Annotated in this window: 16 protein-coding genes and 1 pseudogene; 10 read left to right on the forward strand and 7 right to left on the reverse strand. The window is 73.2% G+C overall.

Features of this window, described 5'->3' with window-relative positions; translation table 11 throughout:
- Positions 1-70 precede the first annotated feature (70 nt).
- From ACIQMU_RS07930 to ACIQMU_RS07965, 8 genes and pseudogenes are all read left to right on the forward strand, one after another.
- Positions 71-1,087: a LacI family DNA-binding transcriptional regulator gene (locus tag ACIQMU_RS07930; RefSeq protein WP_352238915.1), complete on the forward strand. Its 1,017-nt coding sequence runs from the start codon at positions 71-73 to the stop codon at positions 1,085-1,087.
- Positions 1,084-2,670, forward strand: coding sequence for a sugar ABC transporter ATP-binding protein (locus ACIQMU_RS07935; protein ID WP_402688456.1), 1,587 nt, complete (start codon positions 1,084-1,086; stop codon positions 2,668-2,670). Before ACIQMU_RS07930 ends, ACIQMU_RS07935 begins: the two co-directional genes overlap by 4 nt.
- Positions 2,660-4,615, forward strand: a complete 1,956-nt coding sequence (locus ACIQMU_RS07940; RefSeq protein ID WP_352238913.1) for a substrate-binding domain-containing protein — start codon at positions 2,660-2,662, stop codon at positions 4,613-4,615. The genes ACIQMU_RS07935 and ACIQMU_RS07940 overlap by 11 nt, the downstream gene beginning before the upstream one ends.
- A gap of 56 nt (positions 4,616-4,671) precedes the next feature.
- Positions 4,672-5,595 carry a ribokinase gene (locus ACIQMU_RS07945; RefSeq protein ID WP_352238912.1) on the forward strand — a complete coding sequence of 308 codons (924 nt, stop codon included), beginning with the start codon at positions 4,672-4,674 and terminating at the stop codon, positions 5,593-5,595.
- Complete coding sequence (rbsD, locus tag ACIQMU_RS07950) at positions 5,592-5,981, forward strand: D-ribose pyranase (protein WP_352238911.1); 390 nt, start codon at positions 5,592-5,594, stop codon at positions 5,979-5,981. The genes ACIQMU_RS07945 and rbsD overlap by 4 nt, the downstream gene beginning before the upstream one ends.
- Positions 5,982-6,319: 338 nt before the next feature.
- On the forward strand, positions 6,320-7,732 hold the full coding sequence (locus tag ACIQMU_RS07955) for a hypothetical protein (RefSeq protein WP_402688457.1): 1,413 nt from the start codon (positions 6,320-6,322) through the stop codon (positions 7,730-7,732).
- Between the two features lie 104 nt (positions 7,733-7,836).
- Complete coding sequence (locus ACIQMU_RS07960) at positions 7,837-9,060, forward strand: AAA family ATPase (RefSeq protein WP_402688458.1); 1,224 nt, start codon at positions 7,837-7,839, stop codon at positions 9,058-9,060.
- A pseudogene (locus ACIQMU_RS07965) lies at positions 8,945-9,379 on the forward strand (VWA-like domain-containing protein); the annotation flags it as partial. The gene ACIQMU_RS07960 and the pseudogene ACIQMU_RS07965, both read left to right, overlap by 116 nt.
- Positions 9,380-9,498: 119 nt before the next feature.
- On the opposite strand, the gene ACIQMU_RS07970 reads toward ACIQMU_RS07965, so the two are convergent.
- The 7 genes from ACIQMU_RS07970 to ACIQMU_RS08000 all read right to left on the reverse strand — a co-directional run bounded on the left by ACIQMU_RS07970 (position 9,499) and on the right by ACIQMU_RS08000 (position 17,101).
- On the reverse strand, positions 9,499-10,299 hold the full coding sequence (locus ACIQMU_RS07970; protein ID WP_402688459.1) for an N-formylglutamate amidohydrolase: 801 nt from the start codon (positions 10,297-10,299) through the stop codon (positions 9,499-9,501).
- Between the two features lie 292 nt (positions 10,300-10,591).
- On the reverse strand, positions 10,592-11,338 hold the full coding sequence (locus ACIQMU_RS07975; protein WP_402688460.1) for a hypothetical protein: 747 nt from the start codon (positions 11,336-11,338) through the stop codon (positions 10,592-10,594).
- Between the two features lie 330 nt (positions 11,339-11,668).
- Positions 11,669-12,649: a sphingomyelin phosphodiesterase gene (sph, locus tag ACIQMU_RS07980; protein WP_402688461.1), complete on the reverse strand. Its 981-nt coding sequence runs from the start codon at positions 12,647-12,649 to the stop codon at positions 11,669-11,671.
- Between the two features lie 276 nt (positions 12,650-12,925).
- Positions 12,926-13,576 carry a class F sortase gene (locus ACIQMU_RS07985; RefSeq protein ID WP_402688462.1) on the reverse strand — a complete coding sequence of 217 codons (651 nt, stop codon included), beginning with the start codon at positions 13,574-13,576 and terminating at the stop codon, positions 12,926-12,928.
- Between the two features lie 89 nt (positions 13,577-13,665).
- Positions 13,666-14,082: a hypothetical protein gene (locus ACIQMU_RS07990; RefSeq protein ID WP_402688463.1), complete on the reverse strand. Its 417-nt coding sequence runs from the start codon at positions 14,080-14,082 to the stop codon at positions 13,666-13,668.
- Positions 14,083-14,208: 126 nt separating this feature from the next.
- Complete coding sequence (locus tag ACIQMU_RS07995) at positions 14,209-16,236, reverse strand: ATP-binding protein (protein ID WP_402688581.1); 2,028 nt, start codon at positions 16,234-16,236, stop codon at positions 14,209-14,211.
- Positions 16,237-16,375: 139 nt separating this feature from the next.
- Complete coding sequence (locus ACIQMU_RS08000) at positions 16,376-17,101, reverse strand: response regulator transcription factor (RefSeq protein ID WP_352238903.1); 726 nt, start codon at positions 17,099-17,101, stop codon at positions 16,376-16,378.
- Between the two features lie 321 nt (positions 17,102-17,422).
- On the opposite strand from ACIQMU_RS08000, the gene ACIQMU_RS08005 reads away from it, so the two are divergent.
- Both ACIQMU_RS08005 and ACIQMU_RS08010 read left to right on the forward strand, forming a co-directional pair.
- Positions 17,423-18,724: a cytochrome P450 gene (locus ACIQMU_RS08005; RefSeq protein ID WP_352238902.1), complete on the forward strand. Its 1,302-nt coding sequence runs from the start codon at positions 17,423-17,425 to the stop codon at positions 18,722-18,724.
- Positions 18,721-19,974, forward strand: coding sequence for a cytochrome P450 (locus ACIQMU_RS08010; protein WP_402688464.1), 1,254 nt, complete (start codon positions 18,721-18,723; stop codon positions 19,972-19,974). The genes ACIQMU_RS08005 and ACIQMU_RS08010 overlap by 4 nt, the downstream gene beginning before the upstream one ends.
- Positions 19,975-20,279: the final 305 nt, after the last annotated feature.

Here is a 20,279-nt window from a genome sequence, read left to right on the forward strand (position 1 = left end):
GCCACCGGTCCGGCACCGGTCGGCGCCAGGGTTTCGAGGTGTACGGAATCCACAAGGAGGTGGTCCGGACATGGCAGGCATCAAGGATGTCGCGGCCGAGGCGGGTGTGTCCGTCGCCACGGTGTCGCGCGTGCTGAACGGCCACCCGTCCGTCAGCGCGGAGGCGCGCAGTCGCGTCCTCGCCGCCGTCGAGGCACTCGGCTACCGGCCGAACGCGGTGGCCCGCTCGCTGCGCACCGCGCAGACCCGCACCCTCGGCCTGGTCATCAGTGATGTGCTCAACCCGTACTTCACCGAGCTGGCCCGCTTCGTCGAGGAGGAGGCCCGCGCGCTCGGCTACAGCGTCATCATCGGCAACGCCGACGAGCGGCCCGAGCTGCAGGACCACCACATCCGCACGCTCATCGACCGCAGGATCGACGGGCTCCTCGTCTCGCCCGCCGACGGCGGCTCCCCGCTGATGCGGGAAGTGGCCGAAAGCGGCACCCCGATGGTCTTCGTCGACCGCTGGATCCCCGGGATCGACGTCCCCGTCGTCCGGGCCGACGGTACGGGCGCCGTCAAGGACCTCGTCACGCATCTGCACGGCCTCGGTCACCGCCGGCTCGCCATCATCGCCGGGCCCGCGGCCACCACCACCGGCAACGAGCGCGTCGAGGCGTTCCGGGACGCGATGCGGGAGCTCGGGCTCGCCCTGCCCGACGCCTACATCGGCCAGGGCGACTTCCAGGCGGCCAGCGGCCGGCGGGCCACCGAGGGCTTCCTCGCCCTGGCCGAACCGCCCGAGGTGGTGTTCGCCGCCGACAACCTGATGGCCCTGGGAGCGCTGGACGCGATCCGGGCCCGAGGGCTGCGGGTCCCCGACGACATCGCGCTCGCGGCCTTCGACGACATCCCGTGGTTCGTCCACACCGACCCGCCGGTCACCGCCATCGCCCAGCCGACCGCCGACCTGGCACGGGCCGCGGTGCGCGCCCTGGCCGACAGCATCGAAGGGCGGACCCCGCAGTCCGTCACCCTGCCCGCCCGCCTCGTCGTACGCCGCTCGTGCGGCGGGGCCGCATCGAACCAGAGGAGCGACCGGTGACCGCACCGGACAAGCAACTGGTGGCCGCACCAGACGAGTTGCTGCGCATCGAAGGTCTGCGCAAGACCTTCCCCGGCGTGGTGGCGCTCGACAACGTCGACTTCGACCTCCGCCGGGGCGAGGTCCATGTCCTGCTCGGCGAGAACGGCGCGGGCAAGAGCACCCTCATCAAGATGCTCTCCGGCGCCTACCGCCCCGACCACGGCCGCATCCTGGCCGAGGGGCGCGAGGTGCGCATCGAAGGCGCCCAGGACGCCGAACGGCTCGGAATCGCCACCATCTACCAGGAGTTCAACCTCGTACCCGACCTCACCGTCGCCGAGAACATCTTCCTGGGCCGCCAGCCGCGCCGCTTCGGACTCATCGATCACCGCCGGATGCGACAGGACGCGGAGAAGCTGCTGCGCCGGGTCGGCGTCAGCGTGCGCCCCGACGTCAAGGTCCGTGAACTGGGCATCGCTCGGCTCCAGATGGTGGAGATCGCCAAGGCGCTGAGCCTGGAGGCCCGGGTTCTGATCATGGACGAGCCGACGGCCGTGCTCACCTCCGAGGAGGTCGACAAGCTCTTCGCGATCGTCCGCCAACTGCGCGAGGACGGTGTCGGGATCGTCTTCATCACCCACCACCTGGAGGAGATCGCCGCGCTGGGTGACCGCGTCACCGTCCTCCGCGACGGCCGCAGCGTCGACCGGGTCCCCGCGTCGACCCCCGAGGACGAACTCGTCCGGCTCATGGTCGGGCGCAGCATCGAGCAGCAGTACCCGCGCGAACGGCCGCGTGCCGGCGACGCGTTGCTGTCCGTGCGCGGACTCACCCGGGACGGCGTCTTCCACGACATCAGCTTCGACGTGCACGCCGGTGAGGTCGTCGGCCTCGCCGGCCTCGTCGGGGCGGGCCGTACGGAGGTGGCGCGCGCCGTCTTCGGCGCCGACCCCTACGACGCGGGCACCGTCGACGTACGCGGCGAGCGCCTGGTCCGCCACGACGTACCCGCCGCGATGGGCGCCGGGATAGGGCTCGTACCGGAGGACCGCAAGGGCCAGGGCCTTCTCCTGGACGCCTCCGTGCAGGAGAACCTCGGGCTGGTCACCCTGCGTTCCGCGACCCGCTCCGGGCTCGTGGACCTCAAGGGCCAGCGCACCGCCGCCGCCCGCATCGCCCAGCAGCTCGGCGTCCGTATGTCCGGCCTCGGCCAGCATGTGCGGACCCTCTCCGGCGGCAACCAGCAGAAGGTCGTCATCGGCAAATGGCTGCTGGCCGACACCCGGGTGCTGATCCTCGACGAACCCACCCGGGGCATCGACGTCGGCGCCAAGGTCGAGATCTACCAGCTCATCAACGAACTGACCGCCTCCGGGCACGCCGTCCTGATGATCTCCAGCGATCTGCCGGAGGTCCTCGGCATGAGCGACCGGGTCCTCGTCATGGCCCAGGGCCGGATCGCCGGGGAACTCCCCGCCGACGAGGCCACCCAGGACGCGGTGATGGCCCTCGCGGTCGGCACCCCGGCCACCCCGCAGGCCCCCGCCCCCACCGAACACCCCGCACCGAAGAAGGAAGAGGAGGGCCCCCGTGGCCACTGAGACAGCCAAGAGTGACACGGGAACGGGTGGAGTCTCCGTGATACGCCGCATCCTGCTCGACAACGGCGCGCTCAGCGCCCTGGTCGTCCTGGTGGTGGCGATGTCGCTGCTCTCCGGCGACTTCCTGACCACCCAGAACCTGCTGAACGTCGGCGTCCAGGCGGCCGTCACCGCGATCCTCGCGTTCGGCGTCACCTTCGTCATCGTCTCGGCGGGCATCGACCTGTCCGTCGGTTCGGTGGCCGCCCTGTCCGCGACGGTCCTCGCCTGGTCCGCGACCTCGGCGGGTGTTCCCGTCGTCCTGGCGGTCGTGCTCGCGATCGTCACGGGCATCGCCTGCGGCTTCGTGAACGGCGCTCTCGTCTCGTACGGCAAACTCCCGCCGTTCATCGCCACGTTGGCGATGCTCTCGGTCGCCCGCGGCCTCTCCCTCGTCATCTCGCAGGGCAGCCCGATCGCCTTCCCCGAATCGGTCTCGGTGCTCGGTGACACGCTCGGCGGCCGGCTCCCCGTACCGGTCCTCGTGATGATCGCGATGGGTCTGATCACCGCACTGATCCTCGGCCGCACGTTCATCGGCCGCTCGATGTACGCGATCGGCGGCAACGAGGAAGCGGCCCGGCTCTCCGGGCTCCGCGTGAAGCGCCAGAAGATCGTCATCTACGCGCTGTCCGGCCTCTTCGCCGCCGTCGCGGGCATCGTCCTGGCCTCGCGTCTGGTCTCCGCCCAGCCGCAGGCCGCCCAGGGGTACGAACTCGACGCCATCGCCGCCGTCGTCATCGGCGGAGCCAGCCTCGCCGGCGGCGTCGGCAAGGCGTCCGGCACCCTGATCGGCGCGCTCATCCTCGCCGTCCTCCGCAACGGGCTCAACCTCCTCTCCGTATCGGCGTTCTGGCAGCAGGTCGTCATCGGCGTCGTCATCGCGCTCGCCGTCCTGCTCGACACGCTGCGCCGCAAGGCCGGTTCGGGAGCGTCCTCCTCGGCGGGCGCCGCACCCGGCGCACCCGGGTCCGGCCGCAGGGGAGCGCTCAAGCTCGCCGGGGCGGCACTCTGCGTGGCCGTCGTCGTCAGCGCCGTCTCCTTCTTCAACTCCGGCTCGTCCGGCGGCACGACCAGGGTCGGCATGTCCCTCTCCACGCTCAACAACCCCTTCTTCGTGCAGATGAAGGAGGGCGCGCAGGCAGAGGCGGAGAAGGCGGGCATCGACCTCACCGTCACCGACGCCCAGAACGACGCCTCCCAGCAGGCCAACCAGCTTCAGAACTTCACAAGTTCGGGCTTCTCCTCGATCATCGTCAACCCGGTGGACTCGGACGCCGTCGGACCCGGCGTCCGCAGCGCCAACAAGGCGGACATTCCGGTGATCGCCGCCGACCGGGGCGTCAACAAGGCGGACACCGCCACGCTGGTCGCCTCGGACAACGTGGCGGGCGGCAAGCTCGCCGCCGACACCCTGGCGGACAAGCTCGGAGGCAAGGGCAGCATCGTCATCCTCCAGGGCACGGCGGGCACCTCCGCCAGCCGCGAGCGCGGGGCCGGTTTCGCCGAGGGACTCAAGGCGTACCCGGACATCAAGGTGGTCGCCAAGCAGCCCGCGGACTTCGACCGCACCAAGGGCCTGGACGTCATGACGAACCTCATCCAGTCGCACCCCGGCATCACCGGCGTCTTCGCGGAGAACGACGAGATGGCCCTCGGCGCGGTCAAGGCACTCGGCGCCAAGGCCGGGAAGTCCGTTCCGGTCGTCGGCTTCGACGGGACCCCGGACGGCCTGAAGGCGGTCGAGGCCGGCACGCTCTACGCGTCGGTGGCCCAACAGCCCGCCGAACTGGGCAAGATCGCGGTGCGCAACGCCGTGAAGGCCGCGAAGGACGAGAAGGTCGAAAGCACGGTGAAGGTCCCGGTCAAGGTGGTCACCCGGGACAACGTCGCCGACTTCTCCTGAACCCACCCCGTGAGCCGCCCTGTCGACCGGCGGACCGACGAGAGCAGGAAGCACGCATGCACGACAACGCCCCCGACGACCGGTACGACCTGCTGGTCGTCGGGTCGGCCAACGCCGACCTGGTGATCGGCGTCGAGCGCCGCCCCGCGCCCGGCGAGACGGTCCTCGGCTCCGACCTGGCCGTCCACCCCGGAGGCAAGGGCGCCAACCAGTCGCTGGCCGCCGCCCGCCTCGGCGCCAGGACGGCGCTGCTCGCCCGGGTCGGCGACGACGACCACGGACGGCTGCTGCTGGAGACCCAGCGCGCGGCGGGCGTGGACACGGGCGGCGTCCTGGTGGGCGGGGCGCCCACAGGGGTCGCCCTGATCACCGTCGACCCCTCGGGCGACAACAGCATCGTGGTCTCGCCGGGGGCCAACGGACGGCTCACACCCGAGGACGTCCGGGCGGCGGCCCCGCTGCTGGCCGCCGCCCGGGTGATCTCCGTACAGCTGGAGATCCCGCTCGACACGGTGGCCGAGACGGTACGCGGCCGGGGGGCGGACACCCGCCTCGTCCTCAACCCGTCGCCGCCCGCCCCGCTCCCCGCCGAGGTGCTGGCCGCCTGCGACCCGCTGGTGGTGAACGAGCACGAGGCGCGGTACATCCTGGGCGAGGACGCGGGGGCGACCCCGCACGACTGGGCCACGGCTCTGCTCGCGCTCGGGCCGCGCTCGGTCGTGATCACTCTGGGCGCCGCCGGGGCCTTGGTGGCGGACCGCCGCGCTGATTCCCTGGACCACCTGGTCGGCCCGAAGGTCGACGCCCTCGACACGACCGGGGCCGGGGACGCGTTCACCGCCGCCCTGGCCTGGCGGCTCGGCCGCGGCGACGACCTGCGGGAGGCGGCGGCGTTCGCGGTCCGGGTGGGTGCGGCGGCGGTCACGGCGCGCGGGGCGCAGGAGTCGTTCCCGACGCTGGAGGAGGTGGACGCGCTGTGAAGAAGTCGGGCATCCTCAACCGCCACCTGGCGGGTGCGATCGCCGAACTCGGCCACGGCGACGGTGTGCTGGTCTGTGACGCCGGTATGCCGATCCCCCCGGGCCCCCGCCTCGTCGACCTGGCCTTCCGCGCCGGGACGCCCTCGTTCGCCGAGGTGCTGGAGGGACTGCTCGACGAGCTGGCGGTGGAGGGCGCGACAGCCGCCCTGGAGATCCGCCAAGCCAATCCGGAGGCCGCCGCCCTTCTGGACGGCCACTTCCCCCGCCTGGAACTGGTTCTCCACGACGACCTGAAGGCGCTCACGGCGGGCGCCCGCCTGGTCGTACGGACCGGGGAGGCCCGGCCGTACGCGAACGTCCTGCTGCGGTGCGGGGTCTTCTTCTGAGCCGGCGCCTGCTTCCCCGACCGGACTGACGGCGGTACGAAGACGGGCCACGCCCCGACGCGGGACACGGCCCGTCCTTCGTCGCCCCCGTCGCCCGGGCCGCGGGTTCAAGGTGTTCCAGCGGGCTCCAACCCGTCGGCCCGGCCCGCGAGTTCGCGCCGTCCGCCCGGGCCGCGAGGCCGTGCCGTCGGTTCGGACCGCGAGTGACGGCGGATGCGGACTGGACGGACCCCGACCGCGGGAAATTCCTGGCGCGTCCCGACCGGCCGAGCTACGCTTCCCGCGATGAATCACTCCATGAGCAGATTGGGGGACCCGTCCGCGCAAGGTGAGTGCTGATGCTCACTTCGACCGCGAACCGGGATTCCCACCCGTCCTTCTGGCCCCGCGTGCGTGCATTCGCCGTGCCGGCCTCGATGATCGAGACTGCGACCGCCCGCCGCAAGGCCGGGGACTGGGCAGGAGCGTGCGCCGCGGCAGGCGTCGACGTCGATCTCCGCCTCCGGTCCGTGGCAAACGACCACGGCCGCGAAACCGCCGCCCGCGTACGGGCGGACCTTTGCCGACTGGCCCCCGACCTGTTGCGCTGGCATCTGCCACGGGTCGCACCGAAGGGGCTGCTGCGTCCGGGGCTGACGATCGCCCTGGCCCGCTACGACACCGCCGAACGCGCCGGCCCGGGCCCGTTGCGCCTGGTCGTCCGGACCCCGCCCGCCCGGGCGGACGCCGGGCAGCGGATCAGCCTCGCGCTGTGGGACGGGCCGCACACCGGACCCGGCGCCCTCCGGCACCCTCACCCCCATCCGAGCCGGCGCTTCCGACTCGATCTGCACCGCCACCTGTGGGACGCCGACAGGGCCCATGAGCTGCCGGCCCGGACCGGCCTCGACGACACGTCAGCCACCCCGGGAACCCAGCCGGGCGGCCCGGGCCTGTGGGCCGCCGTGCCGGCGGACCTCCGCTGCGCCGTCGACCGGTGGGCCGCCGAGGCGGCGATCCTGCTCCGGGCCGAGGGGCGGCGGCCGGACGGAACGGTGAGCGTGCGGCTGGGCGCCCGGTGCAGGCTGCTCCTGCACCTCGCGGCCGACGAGGACGGCCGGGAGACGTCTGTCGCGCGGATCGCGGCGGTGACCCCCGACTCCGGCGCTTCCCGGCCGCCGGTGCTGCCGGACGCGGCCACCTGGGTGCTTCCCGACCTCGACCTGCTCCGAACCGGCGCGATCGAGGCCGGCCGGCTGCACCCGCTGGTCGCTCGGGCCCTCGTGCCGGACCTCCCGCCGCCGGCTCCGGCACTCCCGCCCGCCGACGACCGGACGGGAGCGCCGCGCCTCGTGGAATGCCGGGGGGCGCAGCACCGGATCGGTCTGGTCGAAGGCGCCCTCACCGCACTGGACCACGACCCGGCCGAGATACGCCGCGAAGAACTGCTCGTCGCGCTGATGGGCACTCCGCTGCCCTGCCTCCAGGCCATCGACGAGGCCCACCGGCGGCCGGACTGCCTCACCGGGGTCCGCGAACGTCTCGACCACGGGGACACAGCCGGAGCTCTGGCCGTCGTCGAGGGCCTGCTCGGCCCCGAAGCGGTGCTGCCCGACGGCCCCCTGCGGGACGAGCTGGAGGCCGCGGCCCGACGCCGGGTCGCCTACGGACTGTTCCGGTCCGGCCTGCTCGGGCCCGGCCCCGCCGGGCACCGCCCGCACCCCCGTCCTCCACGCCGGACCCGACGCCCGCACCACACGAACGTCCGCTGACCGCGGGCTCCAGGGACCCTCCGCTCCCGCTCCGTGAGCGTACTCACCGGCGCCCGCACCCCGCCCACGTCCATTCGCCCTCTCGCATCCCCAGGTGATCACCCATGCTCACGAACACCCCGTCCGCCGTGCCCGCGGACTCCGCTCCCGGCTCCCCCCTCGCGGTGGCGGCGGCGCTGACGCGCCTGCTCCGCGCCACCACCACCGAACCGCGTCCCGACATCCAACTGGAGGCGCTCGCCCTGGCGGTCTCCGCCGACCTCCCCGTGCTCCTGTGGGGCGAGCCGGGGATCGGCAAGACCGCGGCCCTCACCCAGCTCGCCGCCTCCCTGGACCTGCCGCTCACCACGGTCATCGCCAGCGTCCACGAGCCGTCCGACTTCTCCGGACTGCCCATCGTCGGGGACGACCCCGCCGAACAGGGGGTCCCGATGGCCCCGCCGGACTGGGCCGTCCGCCTCTTACGTGCCGGCAAGGGCCTGCTGTTCCTCGACGAGCTGTCCACCGCACCGCCCGCCGTGCAGGCCGCGCTCCTCCGCCTCGTACTGGAGCGGCGGATCGGAGCGCTGCGACTCCCGCCGGAGGTTCGGATCGTGGCCGCGGCCAACCCCCGTTCGTCGGCGGCCGACGGCTGGGAGCTGAGCTCGCCGCTCGCCAACCGTTTCGTCCACCTCCAGTGGACCCACGACCACGAGGTCGTCGTACGCGGCCTCGCCGGCACCTGGCCCCGTGCGACTCTGCCCCGCCTCGACCTTGGGAAACTGCCCCGGGCCGTGGACATCGCCCGCCGCGCGGTGTGCGGGCTCCTCTCCGCCCGGCCCGCACTCGTCCACCGGCTGCCGAGTACGGAGACACGCCGCGGCGGCCCCTGGCCGTCGCCGCGCAGCTGGGACATGACCCTGGCTTTGATCGCCTTCGCGACCGCCGCCGGATCCTCCAGAGAGGTGCTGTCCCTGCTGGTCAGGGGCACGGTGGGGGACGGCCCCGGACTGGAGCTGCTGGCGGGCCTGGACCGGATGGACCTTCCGGACCCCGAGGACCTCCTCGCCGACCCCGCGGGCGCCGTCCTGCCCGAACGCGGCGACCTCCGTCAGGCCGCGCTGGAGGGAGTCGTCGCCGCGATCCGTGCCCGCCCGGGCCGGGCCCGCTGGGACGCCGCGTGGGCGCTGCTCGTCCGCGCGCTGGAGACCGGAGCCCCGGACCTGGTCGTCGTCCCCGCCCCGGGTCTCCGTCGTCATCGACACCTCCGGCTCGGTCAGCGACGCCGAACTGGGCAGCGCCCTCCTGGAAGTCGCCGCCGTCTCCCGTGCGGTGGGCGGCCGCCGTGACCTCATCACCGTCCTCGCGTGCGACGCGGCGACCCGGGTCGTGCACCCGCTGTGCCGGGCCGAGGGCATCCCGCTGCTGGGCGGTGGCGGCACGGATCTGCGTACGGGCTTCACCAAGGCGCTCCGGGCCGGGCCCCGCCCGGACGCCATCGTCGTGCTGACGGACGGGCAGACGCCGTGGCCCACGACGCGACCGGCCTGCCGCACGGTCATCGGCCTGTTCCCGAGGGATCACCGGCGCCGCTCCTGGGACGAGGACAACCCCGACTACGTCCCTCGCCGACCGCCGGCGTGGGCGCGGGTGGTGGAGATCGGTTAGCGGGCACTGCTGTTGGAGCTCGACGAGCGCCCTCGACGAGGACCGCCGGGCCGGCGGCGTCCGGGCGGCACGGGAAGCGCGGTGGGGCCACTCGTGTACGTGCGGACTGACGGGAACGATCACACCGCCCCCACCAGCTCCGCCAGCGCGTGGGCCAGCATGTCCAGCCCCGGCCCCGCCGGGCCGCCCGGCTCGCTCATGTACGTGTCGCGGCGGATCTCGACCATCAGCGCGGTGACCCGGCGATCCGTACCGTAGTGCCGCAGAGGGACGTACGCACCGGCGAACGGGGAGTCGTGCCCGATGCCGTCGTGGCCGACGCAGCCGCCGAACACCCGGCTCGCCGCCGCGAGCAGCTCCGGCGGGGTGTGGAAGGGGTCGGTGCCCAGGCAGACGGGCGGGCGGGGGCCGGCGCCGTGGAGCTCGTAGGGGAGGGGCGCGGTCGGATACGAGTGGACGTCGATGATCACCGCGCGGCCGGCAGCGGCGATGCGCCCCTCGACCGCCGCCGTCATCGCGTCGGCGTACGGGTGGAAGTACGCCTCCAGCAAGGGGGCCGGGTCCGTCTCCGGCGGGCGGAGCGGTTCACGGTGGGTGGTGCGGGTGTAGACGGCGCCCATGCCGACGGCGAGCATCTCCTCCCGCTCGTCCGGGAAGCGTTCCGGGTCGACCACCAGCCGGGAGCAGTCGTTGACGAAGCGCCACGGCGCGGCCGGGGCGATCGCCGCCGCCGCGGCGGCCAGTTCGGCGGTGTGTGCGTCGGTGATGTGGTCGAGCTCCCGCTCCAGAGCGGCGTCGTCCAGGGTGATTCCTTCGCGCACCCGCCGGGGGATGCGCCGGGACCCGTGCGGAACGTGCAGGAGGACCGGCGAGCCGGCCGCCCCCGGGATGAGGGTGAACGGCTTCCGCGGATCACTCATGGCCACTCCTTCGGTGCGCTTCCTACCTTCCCGCGCCAGCATCCCCCACCGCCCCGGACAACGCCGGACGGCCTCGCCGTTCCCCGGGCCGCCCGTCATCGAGCCGGTCCAGCGGCTACCGTTGGGCCTGCGATCGGTCGCGGCGGTGCCCGGGAGGGGCGCCATCGAACTCGTGGGCCTGCCGCGGCTGCGGGAGAGGCGTACAACACCGCCCGGGCCCTGACCGACCTGGTCGAGATCCTGCTGGCCCGTGAGGCCCCCGCCGCGGCACTGCCGCTGATCGACGACGCGGTCAGGATCCTGTCGGCGGAGAACGCCGACCAGCACGTGGAGTATCCGCGCCGCTTGCGGGAGCGGTGCTCCGGCCCCCGGGGGTAGGGGCGGGGCGCGGCGGCGCTCCGCGCGCCGACGGCTCCTCGGCCCCGACCGTGACCACCACCTGGTGAGCGGCGCCGCCGGTGCGGACCGTCAGGCCGTCCGCGACGAGCGCGGCGCCGGGACTTCCCGCCGCGATCCAGGCACGCACCGCCGACGCGTACACCGCCGGGTCCGCGTCGGCTTCCGGTCCGCCGGTCAGCCGGAACAGAGCCCCGTCGCGGATACGCACGACGCAGGACGAGGACCCGGTGACGTACGCCGCGAGCGCGCAGTGCGGATGCCGGGCCAGTACCTCGGCGGCCCATCGGCCGGGCGGGCCGAACCTCGGGTCGTCCGGCTCGCCGTCCCGGAAGACGACGTCCGCCAGGCCGAGTTGACCCGGGTCGCGGGTGTCCTCGTGCACGGACAAGTGGGCGTCACCCGCCCCGGCCGGCTCCCGGCCGGGATCGGCGAACCGGGTGACGACGACCTCCGGCCCCGCGAGCAAACGCGTCAGCACACGCAGGGGGGCCGTACGGGGAGCCGGCTCCGGGGCCGGCAGCGGCAGAGGCACGAGCCGGGCCGGGCCCGGCGGCTCGGGGGCGGCCATCAGCCCGTAGAAGGCGCGCCTCAGCCGTACGGCCGCTTCGCCGGCCGCCGCCTGCCCGGAGCAGGTCGGCAACGCCCGACCGGAACGCCGAAGATCTCGTGCAGGTGGCGAGGAGCTGCACGCCGAGGTCGTCGTGGAACAGCGGCAGGACGTCGAGCAGCCGGGTCGCCGAGGCGACGTTGTGCACGATGAGCAGCACCCGGCGGCATCGAACCCGCGTGGCCCAGCGCTCCGCGCCGTCCCCGACCGGCACCCGTATCCAGTCGTCCTGCCCCTCGTCCATACCGGCCCTCCCGCGCTTCCGGACACAAGCGCTGGCCACGATGTATCGGCAGGTGGCCAAAGGAGCCGCCGCCCCTCCGGCGGGCGCCAAAAGAAGGAGGCGGCGGCCTGATGGTGCGGCTACCGGCCGGAGCCGATCACCGGGTAGTGGTCGGAGAGGTTCGTGTAGGTGTGGTCGGTGCCCCAACTGGACACCGTCCAGGGCGCGCTCTGCTCCTTGATCACGTCGTTCTTCCAGCCCGACGGCTTGACGTGCCCCGAGCGGTGCAGGACGTGGTCCAGGTCCTCGCGCGGGTCGTCGGGGTAGCGCTCGGAGGCGATGGTGTTGTCGCGGGTGTCGAAGGAGTACGGGTGGCCCGTCCGGGTCTCCGGCGCGGACAGGCCGGCGTCGGAGAGGAATGACGCGTACTCGGCCGAGTGCCCGTCGACGTTGAAGTCACCTGCCACCACGACCTGTTCCGAGGCCGGGATGTTCTTCGCGTCCAGGAACGCGTCCATCTCCTTGAACTGACGGCTGCGCATCTGTGCGGCTTCGCCCGCCGAGCAGCCGGGGTCGGTCGACTGCGCGTGGGTGCCGACGACGTGGACCCGGGAGCCGTTGACGTTCAACACCGTGTACGCGAAGCCCTTGTTCGACCACCAGTCGCCACCGCACGCGTCCTTGAACACGTACTGCTCCTTGCGCACGATCGGCCACTTGCTCAGGATGGTGACGCCGCCGTCCTCCGGCGTCGCCGCCGCGTAGGAGCCGCCCGTAGCGTCCCAGCCGCTCTTGCTCCGGCCGACCACCGGGGTCTGGTACGGGTACTGGGCGGCGGCGTTCCGCTGGAGTGCGTCGGAGGCCCCGTTGTCGAACGCCTCCTGGATCACCACGACGTCATTGCCCCGGAAGAACGACGTCTTGGGGATCTCGGCCGCTCGGTGGTCCTGGCCCCAGTTGGGGTAGAGGGTCTTGCTGAAGAGAAACGCGTTGTACGAGAGCACCCGCAGCGACGGGGTCTCGGCGGCGGCTGCCTGCGGGGCGTTCGCGGCGAGGGTGACGGTGGCGAGGGTGGCGGACAGAGCCACGCCGGTCAGACGGCGGAACGCGGTGCTCGGCACAGAGGTCTCCTGCGGTTCAGTGGGGGGCTTGCCGGTTGCCACCCATCAAAGCAGGGGCAGTTACCCACCGGTAGACATGAGGTGGCACAAGTCTGTCCGGCCGGCTGCCATCCGGATTCCCGATCGAGGGGGCGGGGCGCTGCCAGGTCGCCGACTGCCGGTCACGACGCCGTCTGCCGGCCGGGGGGAGCCTGCGGGCCGGGATGCCTTCTCCCGGTCAGGACGTCACCCCTCCCAGTCAGGACGCCACGTCCTCCCGGCCGAGGAAACCGGCTCTCAGACGAGGGAGCCGTACACGATGAGGTTGTCGACCGTGTGGCCCTCCGCGTCGAACTCCCCGTCACAGGTGATGAGCCGCAGCGTGCTGTCCTTGGTCGGGCCGTAGACCCTCTCGGTGGGGAACGCCTTCTTGCTGACCGCTTCCTTACCCGTCACCGTGTAACGCAGCGTCTTCCCCGCCCCGTCGCGGACCAGCACCTCGGCGCCTTCGCGGATGTCCTTGAGGTCGTGGAAGACGGCCCGGCCGAAGCGGGTGTCGTTGTGGCCGATCAGGACGGCCGGTCCCGGCGACCCGGGCACGGATCCGCCGCTGTACCAGCCCACCGTCATGCCCTTCTCCGAGGGCGGGACCTCGACCGTGCCGTCTTCGTTGAGGCCCAGCTCCATGAGGGCGCTCTTCACTCCGATCGAGGGGATGGAGACCTGGACGGGGGCCTGCCGGTCCGTCTGACCGGTCGTGGTCGGCCCGGTCGATCCCGTGACGGCCTCGCCGTGCGCCGAAGCGGACGCGGAGGGTTCGCCTGGCGGGGCGGCGGATGCGGACGCGGAAGGTTCGCCGGACGAGCATCCGGCCAGGGCGACGCTGGCCGCGACGGCGGTCAACAGGGCTGCGGTTCGCCGGAAGCGGTGGGGCGTACGGGACGGCACAGGGGACTCCGGAGTCGGTGCGGGGAACGGGCGTGGCGCCGCCCCGGTCTCGGTGCGGCGCCACGGTCAGTGATGGGGAGTGGCGCGGGTCAGCCGTTGTGGCCGGCGGCCGAGCGGCGGCGCAGCACGATGGTGCCCGCCCCCGCGAGCAGCGCGGCTCCGGCCACCGAACCGGCCAGCGGCGCGGTGCTGTTGTCGCCGCCGCCGGCGGGACGTTCACCGGCGGCGACACCACCGCGCGGGGTGACCGCCGGGGCGGCCTCCTTCGGAGCGGGGGCGGGGCCCTCGCCCGCGGCCACGCCGCCGCGCGGCGTCACCGCCGGCCGGGACGTTTCCGCCGAGGCGTCCTCGGCGGCCTTGCTCTTGGACAGGTCGGTCACGGTGGGCTCCGCCGGCTTCGGGGAGGCGTCGGCGAAGGCGGCGGTGGAGGGGATGAGCACTGCGCCGGCCGCGACTGCGGCCAGGACGGCGGCACGCACGGTGAGGCGAGGGGTGAAAGCGGTCATACGGATGGCTCCATTCCGAACTCGGCCCCGTGACGGTCCCGGATGCCGGTGCGCAGCGGGGACGGGGCATGACGCCAGGCTGGCGTGGAGATGTGAAGAAGCTGTCAGAGCGCTGTGGTCATTCCATCAGGGGCCGGGAGGCGTCGTTGCGGGCAGTCGCAGGACGAACGTCGACCCCTCGCCCTCGACGCTCGTCACGGCCACCGTGCCGCCGTGGGCCTCGACCAGCTTGCGGACGATGGCGAGGCCCAGGCCGCTGCCTCCCGTACGCCGGCTGCGGGACTTCTCGGCCCGCCAGAACCGGTCGAAGACATGGGGGAGATCCTCGGACGGGATGCCGGTCCCGGTGTCCGTCACCTCGATCAGCACCGTCCCGTCGTCGCCCTCCTCGGAGGCGTACGCGCGCAGCGTCACCCGCCCGCCCTCCGATGTGTGCCGTACGGCGTTGGACACCAGGTTGCCCACCGCCTGCCGGAGCCTCACCGGGTCCGCGTGCAGGACCGGCTCCACTGCCGGGTCCGGCCCCGCTTCCGGGTCCGCGTGCAGGACCGGGTCCGGCCCCGTTCCCGGGTCCGCGTGCGGCGCCGGGGCCGTTCCTGGGCCCGGGGCGGTGGCCGCGACGGCGAGTGTGACGCCCGCGTTCTCCGCCCGCGCCTGGTGGGCGGAGGCGACCTGGCTCAACAGCTCCCGGACCTCGACGGTCGCGGGGTGCAGTCGCAGCACCCCGGCGTCGGCCGCGGCCAGGTCCTGGAGGTCGTCGATGATGTGCTGGAGCAGCACCGCCTCCTCCAGCAACGAGGAGACGAACGCCGGGTCGGGGTGGGCGAGTCCGTCCTGGGCGGCTTCCAGCCAGCCCCGGATATTGCTCAGCGGGGTACGCAGCTCGTGGGCGACGTCGCTCACCATGGCCTTGCGCTGCTCCTCCAGCCGTGCCCGGTGCGCGGACATGTCGTTGAACGCCGCGGCCAGCCGTCCGACCTCGTCGTCCCCCGAGACGGGCACCGACTCCGGCTGCTCCCCGTCGCGCATACGCTGCGCGGCACCGGTCAGCGCGTGCAGCGGACGCACCAGCCGGGCTCCCGCGAACACCGACGCGCCCACGGTGAGGGCCAGTACGAGCGCCGCGGCCCCCGCGATCCTGGCCGTGTTCGCGGGGGAGAGGTCGAACCCGGGCAGCGTCGCGCCGCCCTCGTCGCCGATGAAGAGGAGGGCGGGGGAGGCCACGTACGAGCTGAGCTGTTCGCTGCGTGCCGCGCCCACACAGGACGCGATGGCCCGGTCGTTCTCCCCCGTGCGCTCCGGAGTGACGACGGAGGGCACGGCGCTCTCCGCGGGGGCGTCGCGGGGCTCCGGCACCGGTAGCGGCACCCGCGGCGTCAGCGGCCCGGACTCGCTCGGCCGGGGGCCGGGGGCCGGGTCGCCCCAGGACAGGTCGCTGTTCAGCCGCACCCCCTCGCGGCCCTGGCGCTCCAGACAGGCGTCGGCCAGCTCGGTGAGCGTGTCGAGCGCCTTCCGTTCCGATGGGGTGGGCGTGTCCAGGGCGGCGAGATCGCAACGGGTGCCCAGCGCACGTTCGGGGTCGTTGCCCACGACCTGCACCCGGGGCCGCCCGCTCGCGCCGACCACCACGTCCGATGCGATACCCGCCCGGTTCAGGCACTCGACCTTGGCGTCGGCGGTCCGCCGCAACGCCCGGCTGTCGGCCGCCGGCAGCCGGAACGGACCCACCGCCCGGGGGTCGATGCGGTCGGGCGCCGTGCCCTGCCCGTCGGTCCCGCGCGCCGCCAGGACGGTGTCCACGGACAACGGGTCGACCACGGCGGACGCCTGCGGAGGGAGCGCCGGGGCGTTCGCGGCGGTGGCGGAGTCGGCGAGCGGCTGCCGGCCCTGTGTGGTCAGGGCGACCCGGCGGCCCGACTCCCGGGCCAGCTCCCGCACCGTCGCACCGACCCCGTCCCAGGTCGGATGCCGGGCGGCGTAGCCCAGCAGGGTGTCGTAGATCCGGGCGTCCGCGGTGAGGTTCTGCCCCTGCTCCTGTTTGATCGCCCCCGAGGTGGTCTGCACGGCGATCCAGGCGGTGGCCGCCACCGAACAGGCGGCCACCAGCGCGGAAACGGCGAGCAGTCGTCCCAGCAGGCTCCGGCGCAGCGGCAGTCGTGCCCGGCCCGGTGTCTCCCGCCGCCCGCCGCTCCCGCCACGCGTGCCCGCCCCGCCGTCGGCGCCGCGCGCCTTAGGGCCTGCCGTCGGACTGCCGCCTGCCGGGCGCGCGACGGCGGCGGTCCGACGGCAGGCCCTAGGCACGCCGGGCGGCCTTCGCCGGGTCGGTGAGCTTGTAGCCGACGCCGAAGACGGTGAGCAGCCGCTCCGGCCGGCGCGGGGCCCGCTCGATCTTCTTGCGCAGGTTCATGACGTGCACGTCGACGGTCCGGGCGCTGATGTAGCGGTCGAACCCGTGGAGTTCTTCCAGCAGCCGCTGACGGGTGAAGACCCGGTCCGGTCCCGCGGCCAGGGCCGCCAGGATCCGGAACTCGCCCGGGGTGCACTCCACCGTCCCGCCGCCCACGGACACCTCGTGCCGCTCCGGGTCGACGACGAGGGCGCCGACGCGCAGGACGGGATCCTCGGCCGCCGGCTCCGGAGAGGGGGCGGGCCGCCGGGTCCGCCGCAACAGGGTGCGGACGCGGGCCATCAGCTCGCGCGGGCTGTAGGGCTTGGTCAGGTAGTCGTCGGCGCCGAGGTCGAGACCCAGCAGCAGATCGTCCTCGGTCGACCGGGCGGTCAGCATCAGCACCGGAAGTCCGCGGTCCTCCGCCCGCAGCACCCGCACCACGTCCAGGCCGTCGGCCCGGGGCATCATCACATCGAGGACGAGCAGGTCGGGTTCCCTGTGCCGGACGGCGTCGAGCGCGGCGAGGCCGTCGCCCACGATCCGTACGGCGTGTCCTTCCCGTTCCAGATAGCGGCGTACGAGCTCGGCCTGCTTCTCGTCGTCCTCGGCAACTATGACGTCTGCGCACACACCCTGATCGTAGGACGGCCGGACCACGGTTCGAGGCCGGGGCGCTTGTGGACCAAGGAGGCCGGGAAGAGGGTCGCCGTCCCCATCCCGGACATGGCCACGACGGGGGCACGACTTTGGCGGCACTCCGCCGCCACCAACCTTGTGATCAAAGATGGGCGAATATCATAGGAGAAAGGGCGAGGATGGAAACAGAAGGTTCTGAATTCGAGCGGAAATGAGCGTGAACGGCCCCGGTGATTCACGCAACCTCCATATAGTGGTGCCGCGTTGATCGTAGGGTCGCAACGCGCGAAGCCGCCGCCACTGGAGTCCGTACGAATGACGAACCCCTCGTCCGCCACGCCCGCGTCCACGGCCGGTGCCGACGGAGGCTGTCCGATGGGTGCCGGCACGGGTGCCGTCGCGCTCAGCGGGCCCGGCTTCCACACCGAACCGCAGGTGCTCTACCGGTCCATGCGGCGCGACCACGGGCCCGTCGTCCCGGTCGAGCTGCCCGGCGGCTTTCCCGCCTGGCTGGTCATCGGCTACCGGGAACTCCACCAGGTCACCAGCGACGGAGAGCTGTACCCCCGGGACGTCTCCCTGTGGAACCAGTGGGAGAACATCCCCGCCGACTGGCCGCTGCTGCCCATGGTGGGCACGCCCATGCCGTCCATCTACTTCACCGCCGGAGCCGAGCACCGCCGCCACGTCGACATGGTCGTGCCGGCTCTCGAAGGCGTGGACCCCTTCGAGATCCGGCAGCACTGCGAGCAGTTGGCCGACCGGCTCATCGACGCGGTGTGCAGCCGGGGAACCGCCGATCTCGTCGCCGAGTTCGCCGAGCCGCTGCCCGTCCTCGTGCTCGCCCGGCTCGTCGGCTTCCCCGACGACGAGGGCGCCGACATCGCGCAGGTGCTCAAGGACCTCGCCGACGGCGGGCCCGGGGCCCAGAAGGCGCACCTGCGCTTCGGCGAGCACATGCACCGTCTCGTCGCGGCCAAGCGGGCACGGCCCGGGGACGACGTGACCTCGCGGATGCTCGCCCACCCCGAACCGTTCACGGACGAGGAGTACGCGCTCGACCTGATGGCCATCACGGCCGCGGGGCATCTGACCACCGCCGACTGGATCGGCAACTCCACCCGGCTGATGCTCACCGAGGACCAGTTCGCCGACGCCCTGTCCGGCGGCCGGCACAGTGTCGCCGAGGCCATGAACGAGGTGCTCTGGGAGGACGGCCCCACCCAGATCCTGGCCGGCCGCTGGGCCGCGCGCGACGCCCGGCTCGGCGGCCGGAACATCGCCCGCGGCGACATGCTGCTCCTCGGCCTGGGCGCGGCCAACGCCGACCCGCACATCCGGCAGCAGGTCACCGCATCCGCCGTCCGCTCCGGGCAGGGTGGCAACAGCGCTCATCTCGCTTTCAGCCACGGCGAGTACCGCTGTCCCTTCCCCGCCCAGGAGATCGCCGAGATCATCGCCCGTACCGGTATCGAGGTGCTGCTGGACCGGCTGCCCGACCTCGAACTGGCCGTCCCCGCGAGCGAACTGGTCCGCCGGCCGTCCGCGTTCCTGCGCGGGATGACCGCACTGCCCGTCCGCTTCACTCCCGTACGCACGACAGGAGACGCGTTGTGAACTGCCCGCACGCTGCCGCCACGCAGGCCGACGGGGAAGCCGGGACCGTCGTCATCGACCCCCTGGTCCAGGACCTCGACGGCGAGACCGCACGCCTGCGCGACGCCGGGGTCCTCGCCCGGATCGACCTGCTCGGCGTTCCGGCCCGGACGGTCACCCGGCATGCCGAGGCGCGTCAACTCCTGGTCGACCCGCGGCTGGTGAAGGACATCAACGCCTGGGACCTCTGGCAGAGCGGCGCGGTGACCCACGCCTGGCCGTTGATCGGCATGATCGACGCCGGGCGCTCCATGTTCACCGTCGACGGGGCCGAACACCGGCGGCTGCGCACCAAGACCGCGCAGGCGCTCACGCCCCGCCGCCTGGAGGCGATCCGCCCGGAGATCGAGAAGTTCACCGACGAGCTGCTGGACGCCCTGGAAGCCGCACGGGACGAGGACGGGGTCGTCGACCTCAAGGCGGTGTTCGCCCAGCCGCTGCCGATGCGGGTCGTCGGCATGCTCATGGGTGTGGACGAGTCCCAGCACGCCATGCTGACGAGGCAGTACAAGGCGTTCTTCTCCATGCTCACCCCGCAGGACGAACGCCTCGCGCTCCTTGAAGAGTTGGACGTCTTCTACACCGGCCTCGTGCGGGAGAAGACCGCGCGGCCCACGGACGACCTCACCAGTGCGCTGATTTTGGCCGAGGAGGGCGGCGAGCCGCTCACCGAGGAAGAGGTGGTGGGCAACCTGAAGGCCATGGTCGCCGCCGGGCACGAGACCACCATCGGGCTCGTCCTCAACGCCGTGCGCGCCCTGCTCTCCCACCCCGGCCAACTGCGCAAGGTCCTCGCCGGGGAGGCCGGCTGGGACGCGGTGATCGAGGAGACGCTGCGCTGGGACACCCCCACCACCCATCTGCTGATGCGCTTCGCAACCGAGGACGTAGCCGTCGGCGACGACGTGATCCGCAAGGGCGAGGGGGTCGTCGTCTCCTACCGGGCCATCGGCCGCGACATCGAGCAACACGGCCCGGACGCCGACGCGTTCGACATCACCCGTCCCACGCGCAACCGCCACATGACCTTCGGCCACGGCCCGCACATCTGCCCCGGCGCGGCCCTGTCGCGCGTCGAGGCCGGCATCGCGCTGCCCGCGCTGTTCGGCCGCTTCCCCGGCATCCGCCTCGCCGTCCCGGACGAGGAGATCACCAAGCTTCCGGTGATGACGCAGAACGACATGGCCGCCTTCCCCGTCCTCCTGGACTGACCCGGGGCCCGCCCGTTCCGGCGCCCCGTGCTCCGCCGGCCGCGGAGCGCGGCCACCGGCAGGACGTCCTGGGCGCTCTTGACACTCGTCCGGAGGCGGCACCTGCGCGGAGGTCGCATCTGCGCAGAAGTCGAACCTGCCCGGAGGTAGAACCTGCCCGGAGACCGCGCTCGTCCGGAGGTCGCGCCTGCCCGGATGTCGCGGTGTCCGGAGGCCGCGCCCGCCCTGGCGGGCCGCGCCGACGTCCGGACGAGCGCGGGGCGAGGCGGGTGCGGCGCGGAGCGCGTACGGGCGGGGCCGGCCCG

Origin of the sequence: Streptomyces sp. NPDC091649, from assembly GCF_044756785.1 — a bacterium.
In the GTDB taxonomy this organism is placed as follows: Bacteria; Actinomycetota; Actinomycetes; order Streptomycetales; family Streptomycetaceae; genus Streptomyces.